20 protein-coding genes are annotated in these 23,488 nt (G+C 39.7%); 17 read left to right on the top strand and 3 right to left on the bottom strand.

Annotated elements, in window-relative coordinates; all coding sequences use genetic code 11:
• The first annotated feature begins 25 nt into the window (after window positions 1-25).
• From EWM59_RS16345 to EWM59_RS16305, 9 genes are all read left to right on the top strand, one after another.
• On the top strand, window positions 26-1,324 hold the full coding sequence (locus tag EWM59_RS16345; RefSeq protein ID WP_130022302.1) for an MFS transporter: 1,299 nt from the start codon (window positions 26-28) through the stop codon (window positions 1,322-1,324).
• Between the two features lie 76 nt (window positions 1,325-1,400).
• A complete protein-coding gene (gene pcaH, locus EWM59_RS16340; RefSeq protein ID WP_130022301.1) occupies window positions 1,401-2,108 on the top strand; it encodes a protocatechuate 3,4-dioxygenase subunit beta in 708 nt (235 codons plus the stop codon).
• A gap of 26 nt (window positions 2,109-2,134) precedes the next feature.
• Window positions 2,135-2,659 carry a protocatechuate 3,4-dioxygenase subunit alpha gene (gene pcaG, locus EWM59_RS16335; RefSeq protein ID WP_130022300.1) on the top strand — a complete coding sequence of 175 codons (525 nt, stop codon included), beginning with the start codon at window positions 2,135-2,137 and terminating at the stop codon, window positions 2,657-2,659.
• A 14-nt stretch (window positions 2,660-2,673) separates the two neighbouring features.
• A complete protein-coding gene (gene pcaB, locus EWM59_RS16330) occupies window positions 2,674-3,984 on the top strand; it encodes a 3-carboxy-cis,cis-muconate cycloisomerase (RefSeq protein WP_130022299.1) in 1,311 nt (436 codons plus the stop codon).
• A 28-nt stretch (window positions 3,985-4,012) separates the two neighbouring features.
• Window positions 4,013-5,152, top strand: coding sequence for a bifunctional 3-oxoadipate enol-lactonase/4-carboxymuconolactone decarboxylase PcaDC (gene pcaDC, locus EWM59_RS16325; RefSeq protein WP_130022298.1), 1,140 nt, complete (start codon window positions 4,013-4,015; stop codon window positions 5,150-5,152).
• Window positions 5,139-6,329: a 4-hydroxybenzoate 3-monooxygenase gene (locus EWM59_RS16320; RefSeq protein WP_130022297.1), complete on the top strand. Its 1,191-nt coding sequence runs from the start codon at window positions 5,139-5,141 to the stop codon at window positions 6,327-6,329. The genes pcaDC and EWM59_RS16320 overlap by 14 nt, the downstream gene beginning before the upstream one ends.
• A 7-nt stretch (window positions 6,330-6,336) precedes the next feature.
• Window positions 6,337-7,683 carry a 3-oxoacid CoA-transferase gene (locus EWM59_RS16315; protein WP_130022296.1) on the top strand — a complete coding sequence of 449 codons (1,347 nt, stop codon included), beginning with the start codon at window positions 6,337-6,339 and terminating at the stop codon, window positions 7,681-7,683.
• A 17-nt stretch (window positions 7,684-7,700) separates the two neighbouring features.
• The gene (gene pcaF / locus EWM59_RS16310) at window positions 7,701-8,909 is read left to right on the top strand and encodes a 3-oxoadipyl-CoA thiolase (RefSeq protein ID WP_130022295.1); all 1,209 of its coding nucleotides are present in this window, start codon (window positions 7,701-7,703) and stop codon (window positions 8,907-8,909) included.
• Window positions 8,910-9,094: 185 nt separating this feature from the next.
• Window positions 9,095-10,783: a GH39 family glycosyl hydrolase gene (locus EWM59_RS16305; protein WP_130022294.1), complete on the top strand. Its 1,689-nt coding sequence runs from the start codon at window positions 9,095-9,097 to the stop codon at window positions 10,781-10,783.
• Between the two features lie 22 nt (window positions 10,784-10,805).
• Here EWM59_RS16305 and EWM59_RS16300 read toward each other — a convergent pair whose 3' ends face one another.
• Window positions 10,806-13,868 (bottom strand): T9SS type A sorting domain-containing protein, encoded by a 3,063-nt coding sequence (locus tag EWM59_RS16300; protein WP_130022293.1) that lies wholly within the window; start codon window positions 13,866-13,868, stop codon window positions 10,806-10,808.
• Between the two features lie 230 nt (window positions 13,869-14,098).
• Here EWM59_RS16300 and EWM59_RS16295 point away from each other — a divergent pair, with 230 nt between their 5' ends.
• The gene (locus EWM59_RS16295; protein WP_130022292.1) at window positions 14,099-14,743 is read left to right on the top strand and encodes an ankyrin repeat domain-containing protein; all 645 of its coding nucleotides are present in this window, start codon (window positions 14,099-14,101) and stop codon (window positions 14,741-14,743) included.
• A 21-nt stretch (window positions 14,744-14,764) separates the two neighbouring features.
• Here EWM59_RS16295 and EWM59_RS16290 read toward each other — a convergent pair whose 3' ends face one another.
• Window positions 14,765-15,799, bottom strand: coding sequence for a YncE family protein (locus tag EWM59_RS16290; RefSeq protein WP_130022291.1), 1,035 nt, complete (start codon window positions 15,797-15,799; stop codon window positions 14,765-14,767).
• Window positions 15,800-16,010: 211 nt separating this feature from the next.
• On the opposite strand from EWM59_RS16290, the gene EWM59_RS16285 reads away from it, so the two are divergent.
• From EWM59_RS16285 to EWM59_RS16255, 7 genes are all read left to right on the top strand, one after another.
• The gene (locus tag EWM59_RS16285) at window positions 16,011-16,403 is read left to right on the top strand and encodes a hypothetical protein (RefSeq protein ID WP_165372195.1); all 393 of its coding nucleotides are present in this window, start codon (window positions 16,011-16,013) and stop codon (window positions 16,401-16,403) included.
• 138 nt (window positions 16,404-16,541) lie between these two features.
• Entirely contained in the window at window positions 16,542-17,348 is an 807-nt protein-coding gene (locus tag EWM59_RS16280; protein WP_130022289.1) for an MbnP family protein, read from the top strand.
• Window positions 17,348-18,388, top strand: coding sequence for a cytochrome-c peroxidase (locus EWM59_RS16275; protein ID WP_130022288.1), 1,041 nt, complete (start codon window positions 17,348-17,350; stop codon window positions 18,386-18,388). Before EWM59_RS16280 ends, EWM59_RS16275 begins: the two co-directional genes overlap by 1 nt.
• A 2-nt stretch (window positions 18,389-18,390) precedes the next feature.
• A complete protein-coding gene (locus EWM59_RS16270; RefSeq protein ID WP_130022287.1) occupies window positions 18,391-19,215 on the top strand; it encodes an MbnP family protein in 825 nt (274 codons plus the stop codon).
• The gene (locus tag EWM59_RS16265) at window positions 19,212-20,711 is read left to right on the top strand and encodes a cytochrome c peroxidase (RefSeq protein ID WP_130022286.1); all 1,500 of its coding nucleotides are present in this window, start codon (window positions 19,212-19,214) and stop codon (window positions 20,709-20,711) included. Before EWM59_RS16270 ends, EWM59_RS16265 begins: the two co-directional genes overlap by 4 nt.
• A complete protein-coding gene (locus EWM59_RS16260; RefSeq protein ID WP_130022285.1) occupies window positions 20,711-20,962 on the top strand; it encodes a YHS domain-containing protein in 252 nt (83 codons plus the stop codon). The genes EWM59_RS16265 and EWM59_RS16260 overlap by 1 nt, the downstream gene beginning before the upstream one ends.
• A gap of 82 nt (window positions 20,963-21,044) precedes the next feature.
• A complete protein-coding gene (locus tag EWM59_RS16255) occupies window positions 21,045-21,944 on the top strand; it encodes a hypothetical protein (protein ID WP_130022284.1) in 900 nt (299 codons plus the stop codon).
• Between the two features lie 86 nt (window positions 21,945-22,030).
• Here the strand turns inward: EWM59_RS16255 and EWM59_RS16250 are convergent, their stop codons facing one another.
• Complete coding sequence (locus EWM59_RS16250) at window positions 22,031-23,482, bottom strand: bifunctional 2-methylcitrate dehydratase/aconitate hydratase (RefSeq protein WP_130022283.1); 1,452 nt, start codon at window positions 23,480-23,482, stop codon at window positions 22,031-22,033.
• Window positions 23,483-23,488 lie beyond the last annotated feature (6 nt).

Here is a 23,488-nt window from a genome sequence, read left to right as displayed (position 1 = left end):
ATCAGCTTATTCAACCACTCTCACTATGTTATTCAACACCAAAAATCTGATTGACAACTCACCGCTTTCCCGGTTACAGTATACTACACTTATCGTCTGTTTTTTTATGAACATGCTCGATGGCATGGATGTACTGATTATTTCTTATGCGGCACCTGCTATTTCTCAGAACTGGGGCATAAGTCCACAGGCGTTGGGGGTGGTATTCAGTTCAGGCTTATTCGGTATGACATTCGGGGCTTTGTTTCTGGCACCCGTTGCTGATAGTATTGGCCGCAAGAACATGATAATTATCAGTGCCGCACTGATGGGTGCAACTGTTTATCTGACTTCATTTGCTACTTCTATCTATTGGTTAGTCATATTCAGGTTTATTAGTGGTTTAGGAATCGGATGTATGCTGGCAAGTACAGCTGCATTGGCTGCAGAATATACCCCACACAAAACCAAAGACTTCTGGGTGAGCTTTGTTATATCCGGTTATCCGATAGGCGCTGTGCTGTCAGGACTTGCCTCAGGCAAAATCATTGTGCAGGACGGTTGGCAAAGTATGTTTCAGATTGCCGGAATCATTACTATCATATCTTTACCCCTTATCTATTTTTTCCTGACCGAGTCTTTAGATTTTTATCTCAAAAAGCAGCCCAAAAGCGCCTTGACAAAAATAAATGCTATTCTTTTAAAAATGGGTTTTGAAAGTATTGAAGCAATGCCTGTTAAATCGACCGATTTACCTAAAACCTCTATTCAGTCATTGATGAGTAAAGAATTCAGACTTCCGAGTTTTCAATTATGGATAGCTTTATTTTTTGCTTTTGCTACTTTGTATTTCCTCACAAGCTGGATACCCAAATTAGCTACAAACGCAGGTTTATCTATGAAATTAGCCATTTATACGGCAACAGTATTTAATGTTGGTGCCTGGTTCGGAATCATGACACAAGGCTATTTTTCAAGCAAATACGGGCTTAAAAAAACAATAGGAGCTATACTGATTCTGACGGGTGTTTTAATGGCTATTTTCAAACTATTTATTGGCTCTGATGCCATTCTCTACATATTTGGTTTGTTAGGTTTTGGCATACAAGGCGGATTTGTAGGCTTATATGCCGTAGCAGCTCGTATGTATCCTACTGAATTCAGAACCACCGGTGTAGGTTGGGCCATCGGCATTGGTCGGCTTGGGGGCATTGTTGGCCCTGCTGTTGGGGGTATTCTGATTGGTATGGGCTTATCATTAAGTGTTAATTTTCTGATTTATGCTATTCCGACCATTTGTGCAGGGGTAATGACCTTGTTTATTTCTTCTAAAGAAGTGAGTTGATTTTTCCTGAAATCAGTTTGTTATTATTAAATATTATCGCCTTTGAAATTGAGTCATTTGTTAAAAATATGCAACCATGAGCCAGATTATCTATAACTCTTTCGATAGGGAAGTACAGCCAGCCTATTTGACTCCCGAATACAAATCAACTATATTCAGGGCACCTCAAAAACCATTAGTATTGATTAAACAGTCTTTATCTGAACTCACAGGGCCTGTTTTTGGTGATTTTAATGTAGGCCCGCTCGACCACGACCTTACAAAAAATACGGTTAAAAATGGGGAGCCTATCGGCGAAAGAATCGTAGTGCATGGCAAGGTAATGAACGAAAATGGTCAACCTATTCCAAATACACTCATTGAAATCTGGCAGGCTAATTCTGCCGGACGTTATGTACATAAAGTTGACCAGCATGAAGCACCGCTTGACCCGAACTTCTTAGGCGCAGGCCGCTGCATGACCGATGCCAATGGTAATTATAAGTTTTATACCATTAAACCAGGAGCATATCCCTGGGGGAACCATTATAATGCCTGGCGGCCTAACCATATCCATTTTTCTTTGTTTGGGGCAAATATCACCAATCGTCTGGTAACACAGATGTATTTTCCGGGTGACCCTTTGCTGAATTATGACCCGGTGTTTCTGAGTGTGCCTCCTAAAGGCAGAGAATTACTTGTCTGTGAATTTGATTTAGGTGCTACTGAACCCAGTTTTGCTTTGGGCTATCGTTTCGATTTTGTGCTACGTGGACACAACCAGACACCTTTTGAAACCTTGTGATTGATTACCTGTAAACTGTTTATCTCATGCGACAAACTCCGTCTCAAACCGTTGGTCCTTATTTTGCTTACGGGCTTACGCCTGAGCAATATATATATGATTTTAAAAGCCTTGCGAACAACCTGATGGTCAATCCGCTCGACCACGAAGAAGCCATTACGATTATGGGTAAGGTATTCGACGGGCAAGGGGTTGTCATACCTGATGCGTTGATTGAAATCTGGCAGAATGATGGTCAGAATCAACTTTTCGGGCGATTTGGTACCGGCACAGATGCCGAAAACCGTTTTATTTTTCATACCATTAAACCTGTATCGGTCAACGGACAAGCTCCTTATGTGTCAGTAATTATTTTTATGCGGGGGCAGCAGCTTCATTCTTATACCCGCCTCTATTTTTCAGATGAAACTGAACTGAACAGCAAAGACGAAGTGCTGAATGTAGTACCTGAAGACAGACGTCATACTTTAATAGCCAAGAAGAAAGGGAATATTTATGAGTTGAATATCTATATGCAGGGCGACAACGAAACCGTTTTTTTTGATATATAAATGCTTATGATACAATGAGCTTATATTCTCAATATTTTTATTCAGATGAAGTAAACGAGCTTTTATCTGATACACAAAGCATTACACAGATGCTTCGTGTAGAGGGAGTATTAGTAAAGGCGCAAGCAGGGCAGGGGATTATGCCTATAGATTTGGCTGAAATGATTATCAGTTGCTGCCATACCGATTTTATAGATATAGAAAAACTCAGAGGAGACCTCGTAAAAGGCGGCAATGCAGCTATTCCGTTAGTGAAACAACTGACCCGTATTGTTGAGAATAGAAATGCGGAGGCCTCAAAATATGTACATATAGGAGCCACCAGTCAGGATATAGTAGATACAGCAACTGTACTGCAAATTCAGGAGTTTATTATTTGGCTCGATGAAAAGTTAGATATTCTCTCGCAATTATTGATTGACCTGACCAGAAAACATAGACAGACACTGATGGCAGGGCGTACACTTTTACAACAGGCTCGTCCGATTACTTTTGGTTTGAAAACCGCTTTGTGGTTGCAGAGTATCGAACGCACAAAGGTACGTATCAAAAGTGTAGAAGAAAGAATATTGGTTATACAACTCAGTGGAGCGGTGGGAAGCGGCAATGCTTATCTTTCAAAAGAAGTACAGCAATCGGTGGCTGAAATGTTAGAATTGAACCTGGCTTTTTCGTGGCAATCAGCAAGAGATAATATGGCCGAATGGGCAAGTGTTTTAGGTATACTGGTAGGGAGCCTGGGTAAAATAGCCAGAGATATTTCTCTGCTGATGCAGACCGAGATAGCTGAGGTGTTAGAAGGGTCGGGTGAAGGTAAAGGCGGCTCAAGTACCATGCCTCACAAACGGAATCCGGTTGTATGTGCGTCTATATTGGCAAATGCAACCCGTCTACCTCATCTGGTGGCCACGATTTTATCTGCTATGCCGCAAGAACATGAGCGCTCTGCCGGACTTTGGCATTCGGAATGGGAGGTACTCAACGAAATTATGCTACTCACAGGTGGTGCGGTAGAAAGAATGATTGAGTTGATAGAAGGCCTGGAAGTGGACGAAAAAAGAATGTTAGTGAACCTCGAATTAACGAAAGGATTGATTTATGCCGAGAATGTTTCCTTGGCATTAGCCCCTCAAATAGGCAAGACACAAGCGCACGAACTAATAGAAAAAGCCTGTAAACAGGCAATTGCCCAACAAAAGCATTTGAAAGAAATTTTAGCTGAAATGTTTGTAGATTTACCTAACTTGGAAGAACTATTTATGCCTGCATACTCCATAGGTAATAGTTTAGACATTATTGATGAAATATTAGAAACAGTTTCTTAAACAATCTTTCTAATCACTGATATTCATTATGAAAACAAATTATAAGCTTCAGGGCACACCTAATAGTCCGGTATTGATATTTTCTAATTCTTTAGGCTCTGAAATGATGATGTGGGACGAACTGGTTCCTTATATGTTGCCTTATTTCAGAATTTTACAATACGATACCCGTGGGCATGGAGGTAGTGAGACTCCGGCAGGAAAATATACTATCGAAATGCTCGGAGAAGATGTAATAGACCTGATGGATGATTTGAAAATCGAAACGGCTTATTATTGTGGGCTGTCAATGGGCGGATTAATCGGGCAGTGGCTGGGTCTGAATCACCCTGAAAGATTTGAGAAAATTGTATTGAGCAATACAGGGGCAAAAATAGGGGATAATGAGCGTTGGAATACACGTATTGATACCATTACAAAGCAGGGGATGCAGAGCATTGTGAACGAAACAATGGAACGTTGGTTTACAGATGATTTCAGAAAACAAAGCCCTAAACGGGTAGCCGAAACAAAAGCAATGTTTCTCCGGAATAATCCTACAGGTTATACCAGTTGTTGTGCGGCTATCAGGGATGCCGATTTCAGAGAAAAAGTACAAAATATTTCGGTAGAAACATTGATTATTACTGGCGACGAAGACCCTGTAACCAATGTAGAACAGGCAGAATATCTGGCTAATAAAATACCTTTTGCCCATCTGAAAGTCCTACACGCACGTCATTTATCAAGTACCGAAGTCCCTAAAGAATATGCACAGGTATTACTGGATTTTCTGGTAGGAGATACCAACTATACAAGAGGAATGCACGTCAGGCGTACAGTATTAGGCAATGCGTATGTGGACAAAGCCAACGAAAAAATCAATTCTTTCAATACAGATTTCCAATCGTTCATTACCAATTATGCCTGGGGCGAAATCTGGACACGTCCTCATTTATCAAAGCATAGCCGAAGCATGATTACGCTGGCCATGCTCATTGCCATGAACAGAAAACCGGAGTTTAAACTGCATTTGAGAGCGGCCATAAATAATGGTGTTACTGTAACCGAAATTAAAGAAATATTGCTGCAATCGGCTGTCTATTGTGGAGTTCCGGCAGCTAATGAGGCTTTTGCCGCAGCACAGGAGCTATTTAAAGAAATGGGAATTGTTTATGAAAATACTTAAAACACAGGTAGGTATTATTGGGGCAGGCCCTGCAGGATTAACATTAGCTTTATTACTGCGAAAACAAGGCATAAAGTCGGTTATTCTTGAAAACCGGAGTCGTGAATATGTGCAGGCAAGGGTAAGGGCAGGTTTATTAGAGCAGAATACAGTTGATATTTATAAAAGTTTAGGCGTTGCTGACCGCCTTTTAAGAGAAGGACACGAACATCATGGCGTATATCTGAGTTTTGACGGGAAACGTATCAGGATACCTTTTGGCGAATTGACAGGCGGCAGAAATATTACGATTTACGGGCAACAGGAAGTAGTAAAAGACCTGACTAATGAGTGGATAGCCGGAGGAGGACAGATTTATTTTGAAACTCCTGCCCTGAAAATTGAAGATTTTGAGACAAATAACCCAAAAATTCATTTTGAAAGTGAGGGAGAAGAAGGTGTTTTGAGTTGTGATTTTGTGGCCGCTTGCGATGGCTTTCATGGCATAGGGCGTAAAACCTTACCGCCTGATACCTATAAAGAATATGCCATTACTTACCCCTTTAGCTGGTTGGGTATTCTGGCTCATGTGGCTCCCTCAACTGATGAACTGATTTATGCCTACCATGAAAGAGGCTTCGCTTTACATAGTTTACGTTCGGAGAAAATAAGCCGTTTATATCTACAGGTCAATAACGACGACAATATTGATAACTGGTCTGATGAGAGGATTTGGGAAGAATTAGCCATTCGCTTAGGCACAGAAGGATGGACTTTAAAAACCGGGCCAATATTTGAGAAAAGCATTACACCTATGCGTAGTTTCTTTATTGACAATATGCAGTCAGGGCGGCTATTTCTGGCAGGTGATGCGGCCCATATTGTGCCACCCACAGGAGGGAAAGGGCTGAATTTAGCCGTAGCCGATGTCAAACATTTAGCCGATGGTTTGGCAGCGTATTATCAGAAAAATGCCATTGAAGCCTTGGATAATTATTCTAAAATAGCCTTGAAACGCATCTGGCGGGCGCAGGATTTTTCTAATTTCATGACTACGCTTTTCCATAAACAAGACGAACACGGGTCGTTTACCTATCAGTTACAAAAAGCGAAATTCGATTATATACACGTATCAAACGCCTATGCAACAACTATAGCCGAAAACTATGTAGGCTTACCATTTGCCGCTTTTGAATGAAAAGATTATGAAACAGGTTCCGATTATTGATATACATACAGCCGCCCGTATGGTAAAAGAGGGCGACACACTTTTACAAGGGGGCTTTGGCATGACGGGCAATCCTGTGCATCTGATGCATGCTTTGGCCGAATTAGGAACGGGAAACCTCACTTTTATTGGGAATAATGCAGGCGAAGTAGGTTTAGGTGGAGGACGATTATTGAAAAACGGTCAACTCAAAAAATTGATAGGTTCCTTTTTTACCTCTAATCCTGATGCCGTAAAGGCGGTTCAGGCAGGTTTGTTAGACTACGAATTGTTGCCACAAGGTACTTTGGCCGAAGCCTTGAGAGCAGGTGGCGCAGGCATCGGGGGATTTTATACTCCTGCCTCTGCCGGAACATTGATAGCAGAAGGACGTGAAACCAAAATAATAGATGGGATAGAACAGGTCTTTATCAAAGGTTTGAGAGGAAACGTAGCTTTTATACGGGCATGGCGGGCAGATACCGCAGGGAATCTGCAATACCGCATGACCGAACAGAATTTTAATAAGGCGATGGCAACAGCCGCCGACCTGGTAATTGCAGAAGTAGAAGAGATTGTTCCGGTAGGGGATATTCAACCTGAGCATATTCACACACCCGGTTGTTATGTCGATTATCTGGTGCAAGCTACATTGACCTTAGAAGATTTGGGTACGTCGGCTTCGGTTTCTTCTTCTAAGAAAGTAGATGAAGCCCGGATGAATATGGCTAAACGGGCTTTGGCCGAGTTAAAAAAAGGCGATGTAGTAAATTTAGGCATTGGGATTCCGACTTTAGTAGCCGACCTGATAACAGAAGAACATGGGATTATTTTACATACCGAAAATGGGATGTTAGGCGTTGGCCCTGTGCCTGTCGATGGGGGTGGAGCAATGGATTATCCGGTAAATGCAGGCAAAATTCCTGTAACGGCACTAAAAGGCAGTAGTTATTTTGATAGTGCCGATTCTTTTGCCATGATTCGTGGCGGGCATATTGATGTAGCCATCATGGGTGGTTTAGAGGTCGATGAAGCCGCTAATCTGGCTAACTGGGCAGTACCGGGCAAACCGCTCTTGGGCGTAGGTGGAGCTATGGATTTAGCCAAAGGTGCGAAGCGATTAATTATTACCATGACCCATACTAACCCTGATGGGTCATCTAAAATTGTTCCTACCTGTACGTTACCATTAACGGCTTCGGGAGTAGTAAGTCTGATTATAACCGAACTGGCAGTTTTTGATTATACAGCTAATCAGTTAACATTGATAGAGTTGATGCCAAACGCTACTTTAGCAGAAGTAAGAGCTAAAACAAGTGCTGGTTTTGTAGAAAAATTGAGTTAAAATTTAAGAAATGTTTCATGAAAGAGGCCTATATTATAGATGCTATCCGTACACCTATTGGTAGTTTTGGAGGGAGCTTGTCACCGGTCCGTGCAGACGATTTAGCGGCTATTCCTATTAAAGAACTGTTGAAAAGAAACCCGACGATTTTGCCTGATATTATTGATGATGTAATTTTGGGTTGCCATAATCAGGCCGGAGAAGATAACCGGAATGTGGCACGTATAGCTTTATTATTAGCCGGATTGCCCTATACAGTTCCAGGCGAAACCGTCAATCGTTTGTGTTCATCAGGTATGTCGGCGGTGATTCATGCCAATAGAGCTATTAAGGCAGGCGATGGAGAGATAATCATTGCCGGAGGTATGGAACATATGACACGTGGCCCCTGGGTTATTTCTAAAACATCAAAACCTTTTGGCAACGATGCACAAATGTTTGATTCAAGTTTCGGCTGGCGATTTGTTAACCCTAAAATGCACCAATTATATGGGACTGATGCGATGGGTGTAACGGCTGAAAATTTAGTTGAGCTGTATAACATCAGTAGGGAAGACCAGGATTTATTTGCTTATCGTTCTCAACAGAAAGCATTTGCCGCACAACAAAACGGTATTTTAGCCGAAGAAATAATAGGGGTTGAAATACCTGATAAAAAAGGTAATATAAGCACTTTTGATAAAGACGAATTTATCAAAGGCAATACAACATTAGATGTATTAGCCAAACTGAAACCTGCCTTCAAGAAAGAAAATGGTACAGTAACCGCAGGCAATGCTGCCGGACTCAATGATGGTGCAATAGCCATGCTGATAACCTCAGAAGAAGCCATTAAAACCTATAACCTCACCCCAAAAGCCCGAATTGTTTCGTCAGCAGTGGTTGGGGTAGAGCCACGTATTATGGGCATTGGCCCTGTTGAGGCTTCGAAAAAAGCCTTGCAAAAAGCAGGTTTATCACTCAATGATATGGCTGTGATAGAGTTCAACGAAGCCTTTGCTGCCCAATGTCTGGCCGTTAGCCGCTTGTTAGGATTAGCAGATGATGACGAAAGAATTAACCCGAATGGTGGTGCCATTGCTTTAGGACATCCTTTAGGCATGTCAGGCACACGCATTATTCAGGCAGCAATTAATCAATTAGTCAGAACTCAACAGCGTTATGCTTTAGTAGCTATGTGTGTGGGAGTGGGGATGGGTTATGCGGTGGTAGTTGAGAGGGTTTAGCGGCCGCCACACCGTGATTGTGTCATTAAAAACTTCGTGAAACTCAGTGCAATTACTCGGTGATCTCCGTGGTAGAATTACAGACTATCAATTGCTGAAAAGTAATTATATATACTTTAAAGAATGATTTTTGTTAAGTAGCTGAATTAGTTACATTTGTGTCATTCTATTCAAACCACCTTTCCATGAAAAAAATCATTCTTTTGGGCGTCTTTGCTCTTTTTAGTTTCATTGCGTTTGCCCAAAATTCTTCTTCCGAAAAAACACTCATTCAGGTTGATTTCAATAAAAAAATAGGCGACATGACTACCATGTGGGCATGGTTTGGAGCTGATGAACCTAACTATGCTTATATGAGAGACGGTAAGAAACTATTATCCGAATTATCGGCTATGAGTCCTGTTCCAGTTTATTTCAGAGCGCATAATCTGCTTACATCAGGGCATGATACCTTGACCCTGAAATGGGGTTCAACCAATGTCTATACCGAAGATGCCAACGGCAAACCTGTATATGACTGGACTATTATAGATAAAATCTTTGATACCTATCTGGAAAGAGGTATCAAGCCTTTGGCACAATTCAGTTTTATGCCTAAAGCGCTTTCGCCTAAGCCCGAACCCTACGAACATTACTGGAAGCCCGGTATGCCTTACAATGATATTTATACAGGTTGGGCATATCCTCCTACTGATTATAAAAAATGGGCTGAATTGGTGTACCAGTGGGTAAAACATTCAGTAGAGAGATACGGTAAAAAAGAAGTGGAAAGCTGGTACTGGGAGCTTTGGAATGAACCCAACATTGGTTATTGGAAAGGCACAGTAGAAGAATATTGCAAGTTATATGACTACACGGCCGATGCCGCCAAAAGAGCCTTGCCCACTATTAAAATAGGTGGCCCGGAAACCACCGGCCCAAGCTGGAATAAAGCCGCAGATTTTCTGCAAACCTTTCTGAAACATTGTATTTCGGGTAAAAACTACGTAACCGGAAAAGTAGGCTCGCCACTTGATTTTATTTCTTTCCATGCCAAAGGTGCGCCTAAAATAATAGACGGACACGTGCAGATGAACATGGGTACACAGCTAAGAGATATTTCAGAGGGTTTCAGAATTGTGGCGTCATTTCCAACGCTTAAACATTTGCCCATCATTATCGGAGAATCAGACCCTGAAGGGTGTGCAGCGTGTGGTATGAAAACCAACCCACAGAATGCCTATCGTAATGGCACCATGTATTCAAGCTATACGGCCGCTTCGTTTGCCCGCAAGTATGCCCTGGCCGATTATTATAAAGTCAATCTCAAAGGCACAGTTAGCTGGTCTTTTGAATTTGAAAATCAACCCTATTTTTATGGATTCCGTGATTTGGCAACCAATGGGATAGATAAACCCGTGCTGAACGTATTCAGAATGTTCGGACAGATGTCGGGTAAACGTGTAGAGGTTAAGGGAAATCAGAAATATGATTTCAAGATGGTAAGAGACTCAAGCGTAAGAGGGAAATACGCAGATATTAATGCGCTTGCCAGCAAAGATGTTAATGCTGCCGCTGTGATGCTCTGGCATTACCATGACGATGATGTGCAGGCAGCAGATGCAACCATTGAAATAGATTTGAAAGGATTACCCACTGAAAAAATCAGGTTTTATCATTACAGAATAGATAACGAAAATAGCAATGCCTACGAAGTCTGGAAGAAAATGGGTTCACCCGAAAACCCGACAAAAGAGCAGATTGCTATACTCGAAAAGGCAGGACAGTTAACCCTGTTGACTTCGCCAAGCTATGTAAAAACAAGCAATGGTAGTTTAAAATTGACTATTAAACTACCAAGACAAGGTGTTTCTTTATTAAAGTTTGATTGGTGAGACTTCTATACTAATTTACCACTCATTGACTGACTGATAGTTTTCTGACAAAATGGTTACCGTTTTCTTCAAGGAAAATGATAAAGTAATTTCCTGCAGAAAAGCGACGTAAATCAATAGTATGGCTAAAACTTCTATCGGTTGACTGCCCCAGTAATCGCCCTGAGACATCAAGCAATTGATAGGCAACTATTTTTGATGATTTGACAAATACCTTATCAGAAGCAGGGTTCGGATAAACCTGTATATAGTCAAATGCTTGTTCGTTGGCTAAAACCACAGGCAAAAAGGCAACAGACGGAAGACTTTCGCAACTTCTTTCAGTAACTTTTACCTGATAATTGCCTACCTCTATAAACTTGATTTTTTGTGTCACAAAAGGTAATTCATTTCCGTTGAGGTACCATTTATTCCCTGCTGAAGCGCTTGAAATTAAGGTGTCGTCTGCCTGCTGGATGCTTGGTTGAGGGATAATTAGCTGGGTAATGGTTATGGCAGTATCAGAAATACTTGAGCAATTATTAATGTTGGTAACTTTTACCTGATATTTTCCGGGAGTTTTAGCTGTATAAAACTGATTCACTGCGCCATCTATTGCTGTGGAGTTCATTAACCATTGATAGGAGCTTTCCCTGGCATCAGTGGTTAATACCGCACTTCCATTACTACAAATTTCAGTACTTGCCGGAGAATTGATAACTGGGGAAGTAGGATTTGCTAATTTTTTAATTTTGACCGTATCTGAATGAACGGTACAGCCAGTGTTATCTTTAATCGAAAGGCGATAATCACCGCCTTCATTAATAGAAATGCTTGAATCTTCAGAAAAACTTTTTGCGTCTTTAGTCCATTCATAAGTAAATGGAGTGGCTCCTCCACTTATAGCTGGACGTAATTCGGTAGAAGCACTTTCGCAAAAAGCTCTATTTCCCTCTATTGAATTGATTTTTAAATCTGAAGAGGAAATGACAATGCTATTATCAGAGATATTGGAACAATCACTCGCATTGAAAACTTTAAGCTGATAGCTGCCCGGACTTGTAGCCGCATAAAACTGACTTACAGCACCCTCGATTTTTATATTGTTTAATAGCCACTGGTAACTATTTTCTTTTATATCGGTAGTAAGTACGATACTTTTATTAGCACAGATGACCGTACTTGCTGGGGTGTTTATAGTAGGTGCAATCGGATTAGCTATTTTTTTAATGCGAATAGTATCAGAAATATCGTAACAACCGATTTTATCAACCACCAATAAAACATACTTACTGTCTTCATTAATAGTGATGTTTGGACCCGCCAATGAACTGTTTCCTTTTTTCCACGTATAGGTAATCGGAGCTATTCCACCACTTACCGTTGGTTTTAGTTCTGTAAAGCCATTTTCACAAAACTCTCTTTTACCTGCAATATCACTGATTTTTAAATTAGAAGAACTAAGCACCGTAATGGTAAGGTTAGCGCTTGTGAAACTCTGGCAAAGTTCGTTGTTGACGGTTCTTTCGCATAGGGCATTATAAGCCGTTGTAGCTTGTGGTGTAACAGTAATTTGCAAACTTCTTGCCCCATTTGACCACACAACAACACCATCACAACCTTTGGCTCTTAAACTAATACTATTGCCCGCACAAATCTGGTTAGTATCTGCTTCGATTACCGGAGGGGTTTGGTTAACTATATTTAGTTCTACATTGCGGGAGATAGTTTCACAACTCTTCTGCTTGATTTTCAGACTATAGTTTCCGGATTGGGAAGCTATATATGAAAAGTTAGTAGCTGATTCTATCGGCACATTGTTTTTGTACCACTGAAAACTGAAATTAGTCAGATATATCAGGTATTCCATCAATCCGTTTCCTATTTTGGACGATAATGAAAAACTGCCTGTTCGGCAAAAGGTAGCAGATTCTCCAATAACATCGAATTTTGTTTTACATGGCGTATCAGGAGATGACAGTTTAAAAAGAAGAAAATCAGGGTTTGTATTATAGATTGCGCCATTTTTTACGGCAGTAACATATAGCCCGAAATCAGAGGCACCGTGAACATCCTGAACAATATAGTAATCATTATTGAAACTTTTAGTCCAGACTACTTCATTGTCAAATGTCAGCTTTGTAATAGAGTTGTTTTTTATGACAAATATTTTACCGTCGCCGGTAGTAGTGATTTTAGCAGAGCTATAACCTATGTTTTTCCATTGTAACGCCCCCGTAGAATTGTATTTATACATGCCTGTATTAGTACTGAAAACACAACCATTATCTGATGTTCTCTCAAAGTCAATGATACTTTCTCCGACTAAAGATTTTGTCCAGTTAGCTACTCCCGTAGAAGTATTTAGCTGAATTATATTACGGATATTACTATTGCTGCTATTGGTATAGACATACATAATAGAAGGGTCAGTAATAATCAATTGAGAAGCGTCTAAAATCGTTGTGTTTGACCAGACCAGTTTTCCGGTTACGGAATATTTTCTTAAACCATTGGCACTTGTAATAATTACCCCATCATCGCTGCTTGTCTGAATATCAGTCAGCACACTTGCAAAATCTGTAATATCAACCGACCACTCAATGCTGCCATCATTCTTCATTCTTTTAAGCTCTAAGAAAGTTTTATTATTGGCAAAAGTGTTAGCTAATATATAATACCCATTGGCAAGCGTAGCAGTGGCGTTTTGTACGGTGAAACTGACAGTTTTCTGCCAGGTTACATTCAGACTGGCATCATATCTTCTAAGTACTCCATCATAAAAAAGATAGACAAGTGCACCGCCGTCTTGAGAAGCATATTGTGACATAATAGGGGCATTACCAGAACCTCCAGCAGCCACGATATATTGATTTTTCACAAGACCATCGGCATAGAACTTACTGATGCTTGCTGTGCCACTATTGGAGTTTTGAGCTTTTACTAAAGCAAATAAAACATTAGGGCCAGGGAAAGCAGTAATGCTTCCGCCTCTTGTTCCTCCACTATAGGGCTCTGTCCATTCTATAGCCGGAGTTTGTTCTTGAGAATAAGAATAATAATAGGATAATAACAGCAAGATTGTAGTGTAAAGAATTTTAGTCATAGATTTATGCAGAATTACTAATATGCCGAAAAGTAAACAATAATTGTTTATAAAACAATCACTTGGTATAAACTTGAAAAATACATAATGCTCTAAAACTTAAAAAAATAGACAGCTTTTAGTGAAATTCAGAAAAGATCTACTCCAAATATTTTACTATTTATCGACAAACATCTATATAATTATTCAAAAAAATAGCATAACATTTGTACTGAAAACCGAAAAACCCAATGGAATGGATAATAAGGGAATTAATCAATAAAAAAGACTTGGAAGGGCTTAGAAATATCCTTTCAGAAAACCCTTCTTTGGCTAATGAGGGCTTACCATACGATAAGGCCAATGTAACCAAAGCGCATCCGCTTCACCGGATTTGTGATGGGGTATTTGCCGGACTATATACCCATGAAGACGGTGTAGCAATGGCAAAAATATTTCTTGCGTATGGAGCAGATATTAATGGGGGCGAAAGGGTAGAGAAAAAAGATACACCACTTGTTGCTGCGGCAAGTCTGCATGCCGACAAAGTAGCAATTTTTTATATTGAACAAGGAGCAGAAATTAATCATGCAGGAGGGCATGGTGGTACAGCCCTGCATTGGGCTGCGTGGTGTGGCAGGCCAGCCGTAGTAGAAAAAATTTTACAGGCAGGTGCAGAACTCAATAAATTATGTGTTGATTTTAAATCTACGCCACTTTTCTGGGCGGTTCATGGACTGAAATCGGGAGATAAAAAAGAGATAAACGGGCATCTGGAATGTATCAGAATCCTTCTTCAGGCAGGTGCTGATAAAAGTATTCCTAATAGCAATGGAAAAACGGTTTTTGATTTGATTGAGGAGGACGATGAGGAGTTAAAGAAACTAATGAATTGAAATCTCTTTGCTGAAATAGGTTTATTCTCTTAATACAATTCCATTAGGCAATGTCCCCATCGGAATATCAGTCATTTTCTGATGTTTAGTTACGTCGATAACGGATACTGTATTTTCCTTACGATTGACTACATAGGCAGTTTTTTCATCCTTAGCAAAGGTTATAGCATAAGCATCCTGACCTGTTTCAATAGTCGATTTTAATACCCATGCATTATTCTTTCTTTCAAAATAAGTTACTTTATTGTCTTCAGCTTGACATACCCATAGTTCGTTAAGCAATTGATTGTAAGCTATTTGTCCGGGTTTGAAATTAATATCTACAAATTCATAAGTTTCCATTGTTGATTCGTTTACAATGGCTATGGCCTTCAGATTTTTATTCTCTACATAGATATTGCCGTTGTTTCCGGCCCAGACATTCGTGGGAAACGGGTCAACTTTAATGTATTTTTTTATCTGTTTTAATCGGGTATCAAGCGCTAAAATAAAACTGCTTTCTTCTAACGCCACAAACGCATGGCTTCCGTCTTTAGAAAAGATGATTTGAGTAGGGTCTGCTCCCAATGAAAAAATAGCTTTTTGCACCCCTGTATTGGCATCGAAAACGTGCATCTGCCCTGAATGCGTAGCTGCTGCTGACCATATTTCAGTATTATCGTTTGAAAAAACTGCATTAAAATTCGGCTTTGGTAGAGATAAATTTAATAATACCTTACCTGTCTGCGCATCTATGGCAATTACTCCGCCTTTCTTGTCTGTGGCCTGGTGCAATAAATTATGACTTTGGGTGAAATCAAACTCCGGCATAGCTACCAGAATTTTTTTTCTGTCTGACGACAGGCTGATATGATGAGGTAAACAATCGGTATTGGGGAGTTGAATGGTTTTTCTTACTTTCAGCGTTTTTAAATCAATAACTGAAATGGTATTGCTACCTCCGTTTACTACATAAGCTGCCGGAAATTTAATTCTTTTTTGGGCTTCTGCCTCCATATTATTATAGAAGACAATGGTAAAAAGTAAAAGGGAGAAAAGTGATTTTCTGACTATCATAGCGTATTGAACTGGATTGGCACTCAAATTTTTGCAGTTTTAACTGTAAAAGAAACGTTATTTTAAAACGTTAGGATATTTATCCTAAGTATCAGGCATAAACTATATCTTAGTATTGAGCAATATAGCCTTCAACTTTCGTTTTCTATTAAACACCTATTCTATCAGGGTTTTAGTTACCTGTATTCAATTATTTATTACCTTTGCACGCATGTTTCAATTCAAGCAAATAGCACTCACTTTTCTTTCACTGGCAATGGTGGTGAAATCTTTTGTGGTGCCTTTTATTTGTCTCGATTATGAACTTCGCAAAGACTTTATTATCAAAAACTACTGTGTCAATAAAAACAGACCTGAATTGCATTGTGACGGTAAATGTTTTTTAGCAAAAAAAATTCAGACACAAACCGAAAAAGAAGAACAAAGCGCCCTTCAGAATTTTATTTATAAATTATTAGAAATCAACACATTTGAAAGCCGGAATCAGTTTGATTTTGATAATGTAGTTGATATTAAAGATTTTTCTGCAAAAAACTATCTTTTCGCAGAAAAAAACACATTAGAGTTTTCTTCGTCTGTTTTTCATCCGCCTGCCTGTCTGTAATCACATTCATTATTGATTTTGTAGCCAAACGCATAAACGTGGCTATTGATTTACTTTATCTATCATTTTCAAAATACTTTGTGTTTTGTTGAGATATACCTACGTATATCCCGAAACACGCTATATACTTTTAACATAATGAAAAATTTCTCATATTTATTGATAGCTCTTTTTGCTTCTATTATCGTCGTTTCATGTCAGAAGGAGGATGATATTAATCCGAATGATAAAAATACTGTAATTCTTGAATTCGACAATCGTGTGGGCGACCAGAAGTTGGTTTTGGGTACAACTACTGCTAAAAATTCACTCAATGAAGACTTCACGGTTACCCGCCTGAATTACTTTGTTTCTAATATTGCGCTTAAAAACGAGAATGGCGAAGTTGTGAAATTCCCGAACCAGTATTTTCTTGTAAGACAGTCAGACCCTAATTCATTGCTTATCAAATTAGATAATGTTCCGGCAGGCAATTATAACGAGGTTTCTTACATGATTGGCGTTGACAGCTTGAAGTCAGTATCTGATGTGAGCCAACGTACGGGTGTGCTTGACCCCGCTTCTTATGGCGACGATTTCATGTACTGGTCGTGGAATTCAGGCTATATTTTCTTCAAAATGGAAGGAAAATCATCAGCTATTCCGCCTAATATGATGAATATGACAGAATATGCCTTTCATGTAGGTGGTTTTGGTGGAATGACAGGTAAAACCATCAATAACCTCAGAACTATAACTCTGCCAATGGCTAATACTGCACAGGTAAGAAGAGATGTGTCTCCACAAATACATGTTATTCATGATGTATCAAAAGTATTTAATGGGGTAAATCAGATTAGTATTGCCAAAACCTATATGGTTCACTCGCCCGATGCAGGTATTCCGATTGGACAGAACTATGCAAAAAGTTTTATAGTTGACCACGTCCATAACGAGAAAGACTGATGAAATCAAAATTTCTTATGCTGATGGTCAGTGGTTTGATTTATCTGGGAGTTGCCTGTTCGAAAGACGACTCCCCGGAAATTGAACCGGAGGTACTTTTCAGGGTTCCGCCTAATTTCCCGAAACCTGTGTATGATTTCTCTAAAAATCCGTTGACAAAAGAGGGTGTCGAGTTAGGAAAAATACTTTTTTTTGATGGGAATTTATCAAGAGATGGTACTATCTCCTGTGCCGAATGTCATAGCCAACCATCGGCTTTTACGCATCATGGGCATGATTTAAGTCATGGTATCGACAATAAAATTGGTATCAGAAACTCCATGCCTATTCAGAACATGGCTTTTCAGAAAGAATTCTTCTGGGATGGCGGCGTGTTTGACCTGGATTTATTTTCTATTGCACCTATTGAGAATCCGGTAGAAATGGATGAAAAACTGGGTAATGTATTAGAGAAACTGCGCAAGCAGGAAAAATACACCACGCTTTTTCAGAAAGCGTATGGCAGTAAAGAAATTACTACCGAAAGGTTTCTGAAAGCGCTTTCACAATTTATGCTTACTTTAGTTTCAGCCAATTCCCTCTATGATAAATATGTAAGAAAAGAAGCAGGAGGAATACTAAGTTCAGAAGAACTGGAAGGGTTAGCCATCTTCAAACAGAAATGTGCTTCTTGCCATTCGGGTGAATTATTTACTGACCTTTCGTATCGTAATAATGGATTACCCGTTTATAACAAAGAGGATACCGGACGGCAGAGAATTACGGCAATACAAACAGATAGCTACAAGTTTAAAGTACCCAGCCTGAGAAATGTTGCCATGACTGCACCCTATATGCACGATGGACGCTTTTATAGCCTTGATGCAGTTTTGAATCACTACACCGATGGGGTAATTGAATCAAAAACATTAGATGGTTTGCTAATGAATAACGAGACCCCGGGTATTGCTTTAACCAAAGATGAAAAAGCAAAGCTGATAGCGTTTCTGAAAACATTAACAGATGAAGAATTTTTAAAAAATAAAAAATTTGGTATTTAACAATGAAAAAAATACTTCTTATGCTGCTTTGTGCCATTTCGGTAGCCAATGCACAAAAAACAGGCTCGCTAAGCATTCGTTTTGACCATTTTTTAGGTAATGAACCACTTATATTGAACGATAAAAAATATAAAAATGCTACCGGCGACGAATTCAACGTTTCGCTGTTTCAGTATTTTGTAAGCAATATCAAACTTATCAGAAAAGATGGGTCAACCTATGACATTCCGCAGGATAAATCATACTTCCTGATTCGTGAAAGTAATAAAGACAGCAAGACCATTACGCTTACTGATATTCCAAAAGGGAAATTCACGGGTACCAGTTTTTTAATTGGTATAGATAGCACCAGAAGTACCTCAGAAATCGGATACCGCAAGGGCTGTCTGGATGTGGGTGGCGATGCCAAAGATATGTACTGGGCATGGAATTCGGGGTATATCTTCGTAAAGATGGAAGGCACAAGCCCACAATCAACGGCAAAAAACAATATGTTTATGTATCATATCGGCTTGTTTGGCGGTATTGGTAACAAAAAAACGCTCAACAATATCCGATATGCTACAATTGATTTCGGAAAAGAAACACTTCGTATCAAAGACAGTAAAAACATCCCTCAGATTACCATTAAGGCCGATGCCAGTAAAATACTGAATGGCGAAACCAATATAGAGATAGCAAAAAATCCTACGGTTATGGGCGGACCATTTTCTGCAAAAATTGCTGAAAATTATAAAACCATGTTTTCTTTTGTCGGTTTAGGTACATTAGTGGCAAACGCCGATAAGGATAAAAATGCTTTAGGCATGAATCAGGAGCAAAAATGAGCGTAAAAATTAAATTACTGATATTGGTGTTGGCAGTTGCATTTTTATCATTTAAAAGCATCAGCGAACCTGAGCTTTTTTCGGTTCCGGCCAATTTTCCGAAGCCAAGTTATCATTTTGAGAGTAATCCGCTTAGTACAGCAGGGGTAGAGTTAGGTAAAACCCTGTTTTATGATGCTATCCTTTCGGCAGATAATACGGTAAGCTGTGGTAGTTGCCATCAGCAATCTGCCAGCTTTACGCAGCATGGACACGTGTTGAGTCATGGGGTTAATGACAAGCTGACAAAACGGAATTCAATGCCTTTGTTTAATTTGGCCTGGTCGAGCAGTTTTGGCTGGGATGGTGGCGTGCATGACCTTGATTTCTTTGCGGTTTCGCCCATTACCAATCCGGCAGAAATGGACGAATCTTTGGCTAATGTGCTGGATAAACTGCGTAATTCGCCGCAATATCCTGCTTTGTTTAAAAATGCTTTCGGAAGTGAGGAAATCAATACAGAAAGGTTTCTGAAAGCACTTTCTCAGTTTATGCTGACAATGGTTTCGGCCAACTCTAAATATGACCGCTATATGCGTAAAGAAGGCGTAAAACTGACAGAAACTGAATCAGAAGGGCTGGCATTATTCCAACAAAAATGTGCGTCCTGTCATTCGGGGACACTTTTTACAGATTTCTCATTCAGAAATAACGGACTATTCCCCAACGCAGATGACAAGGGCAAATTTGAAATAACGCATGATGAAGCAGACCAATTCAAATTCAAGGTGCCAAGCCTTCGGAATCTGACCTATACAGCCCCTTATATGCACGATGGAAGATTTTCTTCATTAGCAGAGGTATTGGAACATTATGCCTCAAAAATAGAGAAAACACCTTCGCTTGATGCTCTGCTTATGAAAGACGGGAAACCAGGTATTTCTTTAAACGCTGACGAACAACAAAAGATTATTGCTTTTCTGCAAACCCTTGACGATGAAGATTTTGTAAAAAATACATTGTTTTCAGAAAGTACTTTAATCAATGAAATTCCAAGAAAGAATATTGATGCCGAACTGAAGAGTTTCAGGATTACTGATGAAACTATAAAGACCTTGTTCAATCAGAGTATTGATGCCTATTTTAAAATAAAAACCGCCATAGAAGCAAAGAATAGTTTGTTGGCGGCTGAGGCGGCAAGAAGCCTTATTAAAACATTGAACAGGATTCGTATCACTGAAACAGAACAGAAAAAATTCTTTGATAGTTATCAGCAAAAACTCTTTCTGGATGCCAAACAAATGATTGAAGGAGAAAATTTCTATGCACATCAGTTGGATTATTTCGACGAATTATCAGCACATTTATATATTCTGGTTGCTTCGTTTAAAGCCAATACTAAAGTACTGTATTTTAATGAGTGTCTGAAATCGGAATTCAAATGGTTGAGTGATGCTCCTGATGATATTTCTCTGAGTACTGATTGTAATGATAAAAAAACTAAAACTTTAAATTGATGAAAGATTACCTTATTTTTTTGCTATGTATCAGCTGCTACATAACTAATGCCCAGGAACCTGTAACCAAACAGGCAACTCAGAAACAAAAGCTTGTTTTAGAGAAAGATGGTAAAGACCCTGTATGTGGCATGAAAGTAAAAAAGGGAACTACTCTGGTGAGTACTTATAAAGAAAAGCCATACGGGTTTTGTAGTAAAGTGTGTAAAGAAAGATTTGATAAAGAACCGGAAAAATATGTAAAAAAATGAACCCTGATACTATCGTTGTTCAGGGTTTGGTAATAAAGAGTTTTCAGGTTGTATAATGAAAGCTACTTGTAAATAAGATGATATGAAAAAAATACTCCTTCTATTGTTTATACTCAATCAATTTGAGGTGCTTGCCTGCGATATTTGTGGTTGTGCCAATGGTAGTGCATTTGTGGGACTTACGCCACGTGCAGGAACACAATTCATAGGGCTGCGATACAGACACCGCACGTATGATTCGCACCTGAATAGCATATTACTGAAAACCCGGGAAACCTACCAGACGGCTGAATTATGGGCAAGATTTTATCCCGTAAAAAACCTTCAGATAATGGCTTTCCTGCCTTATAATTCCAATCATCAGGTATTAAAATACAGTGGTACCGAGGCTTTGAAAAATGGAATTGGTGATGCTATTGTGCTGGCGCATGTAAATGTTTTTAATACTTTTCTGGATACAACCAATACCAGTCATATTTACCAGAACTTTATGATTGGCGGAGGGGTAAAACTGGCAACCGGAAAGTTTGAATATGGCTATGAAGATGAAATCAATCCGAATTTTCAGTTAGGTACAGGTAGTACAGATTTTCTTTTAAGTGCTATTCATACCATTAAGAGTCATGACTGGGGATTGAATACAGAAATTGGTGGGCGAATTTCGACTAAAAGCAATGATAAATACCGTTTCGGTAACCGTATCAATGGCTCTCTGACTGCCTTTTACTCCAAAGCCTGGGGTGCATTCTCTATGATGCCAAACATCGGTGCAATAATAGATTATGGTTTCAGGGATATAAAAGAAGGCGTACGTAACTCGCAGACAGGTGGCATAGCCACATTGGCCAACGCTGGTATTGAGTTATATTACCAGAGATTTAATGTAGGTTTCTCGTACAGATTGCCTGTTTATCAGAATCTGGGAGAGGGAGAGCTAAAATCACTGCCGCAATATGGGATGAACCTTACAGTGAATTTTTAGAGGAGAATTGATGACAGTTTTCAAAAGAGGGTTGTATTAGCATCAGCTAATACAACCCTCTTTTGAAAGATAGTTTTATGCTACTGTCAGATAACCAGTAAATCTACAAACTGATTGACATCAAGATTTGCCAGCGTATCGTAATCCAACGAGTTTTCTGAAATGATTCGCTGCTGTTTTTCAGGGAATACACGAGCCAGATTGATTTTGTATTTTTTGATTAATTCCGGAATCCCTTCTTCTCTTCTTCTCTTGTGGCCAATCGGGTACTCTACCACTACTTCTTCCAGTACAGTTCCATCGTTTAGCTCAACAGTCAGGGCATTAGCAATCGAACGTTTTTCAGGGTCATGATAATCTTTTGTAAACTGAACATCTTCCACACATGCCATTTTATCTCGCAATATATCAATTCTTGTATCTGAAGCTATGTTATCTTCATAGTCAGCAGCCGTTAATCTGCCATGAATTAATGGAACTGCCACCATATACTGAATACAATGGTCTCTGTCGGCAGGGTTATTCAATGGCCCTTTCTTGTCAATGATACGAATAGCTGCTTCGTGTGTACGAATGCTGATGTGCTTTATATCATCTGTTGTTTTTCCCAACTCTTTCAATTTTCCATGTAAAGTCATGGCAGCTTCAACGGCTGTTTGGGAGTGGAATTCGGCAGGAAAAGAAATTTTGAATAACACATTTTCCATTACATACGAGCCGTATGCTCTTTGAAACTTGAATTCGTTGCCTTTAAAGGACACATCATAAAAGCCCCAGGTTTTGGCTGTTAATACAGAAGGATACCCCATTTCCCCTGTTTTGGCAATCAGGGCTAATCGCACAGCTCTGGAAGTGGCATCACCTGCTGCCCACGATTTACGGCTTCCTGTATTTGGCGCATGGCGGTAGGTTCTTAAAGATTGTCCGTCAACAAAAGCTAATGAAATAGCATTAATTAACTCATCACGTGTTAAGCCGACCAATTTACCTACTACGGCGGTAGAGGCCAATTTTACTAATAATACGTGATCTAAGCCTACTTTGTTGAATGAGTTTTCAAGAGCCATTACCCCCTGAATTTCGTGTGCCATAATCATGGCTTCCAGCACCTGTTTCATTTTTAAAGGGGCTTTCCCTTCTGCAATATTTGTTCTCGAAAGCCAGTCTGCTGTCGCTAAAATTCCGCCAAGGTTATCCGAAGGGTGTCCCCACTCTGCCGCCAGCCAAGTATCGTTAAAGTCTAACCAACGCACAATGGTACCTATATTGAAAGCAGCCTGAATGGGGTCTAACTGAAATTGAGTACCCAGTACTTTAGCTCCGTTTGGCACAATGGTACCTTTTACCACAGGGCCTAACAATTTAGTACAGGCAGGGTAAGTTAAGGCTTCCAACCCACAGCCAATGGTATCTAAAAGGCAATAATGAGCTGTTTGCCAGGCTAAATCGTTTTTAATCTGATAGTTTAATACATAATCCGCTATATCTACCAATACTTTATCTGGTTGCGGTCTTTCATTTGAAATGTGTGATGACATCTTCTG

It is taken from the genome of Emticicia agri, from assembly GCF_004168285.1.
In the GTDB taxonomy this organism is placed as follows: domain Bacteria; phylum Bacteroidota; class Bacteroidia; order Cytophagales; family Spirosomataceae; genus Emticicia; species Emticicia agri.
The sequence above is the reverse complement of the archived record's forward strand: the minus strand, read 5'-3'. Positions and strand labels throughout refer to the sequence as shown.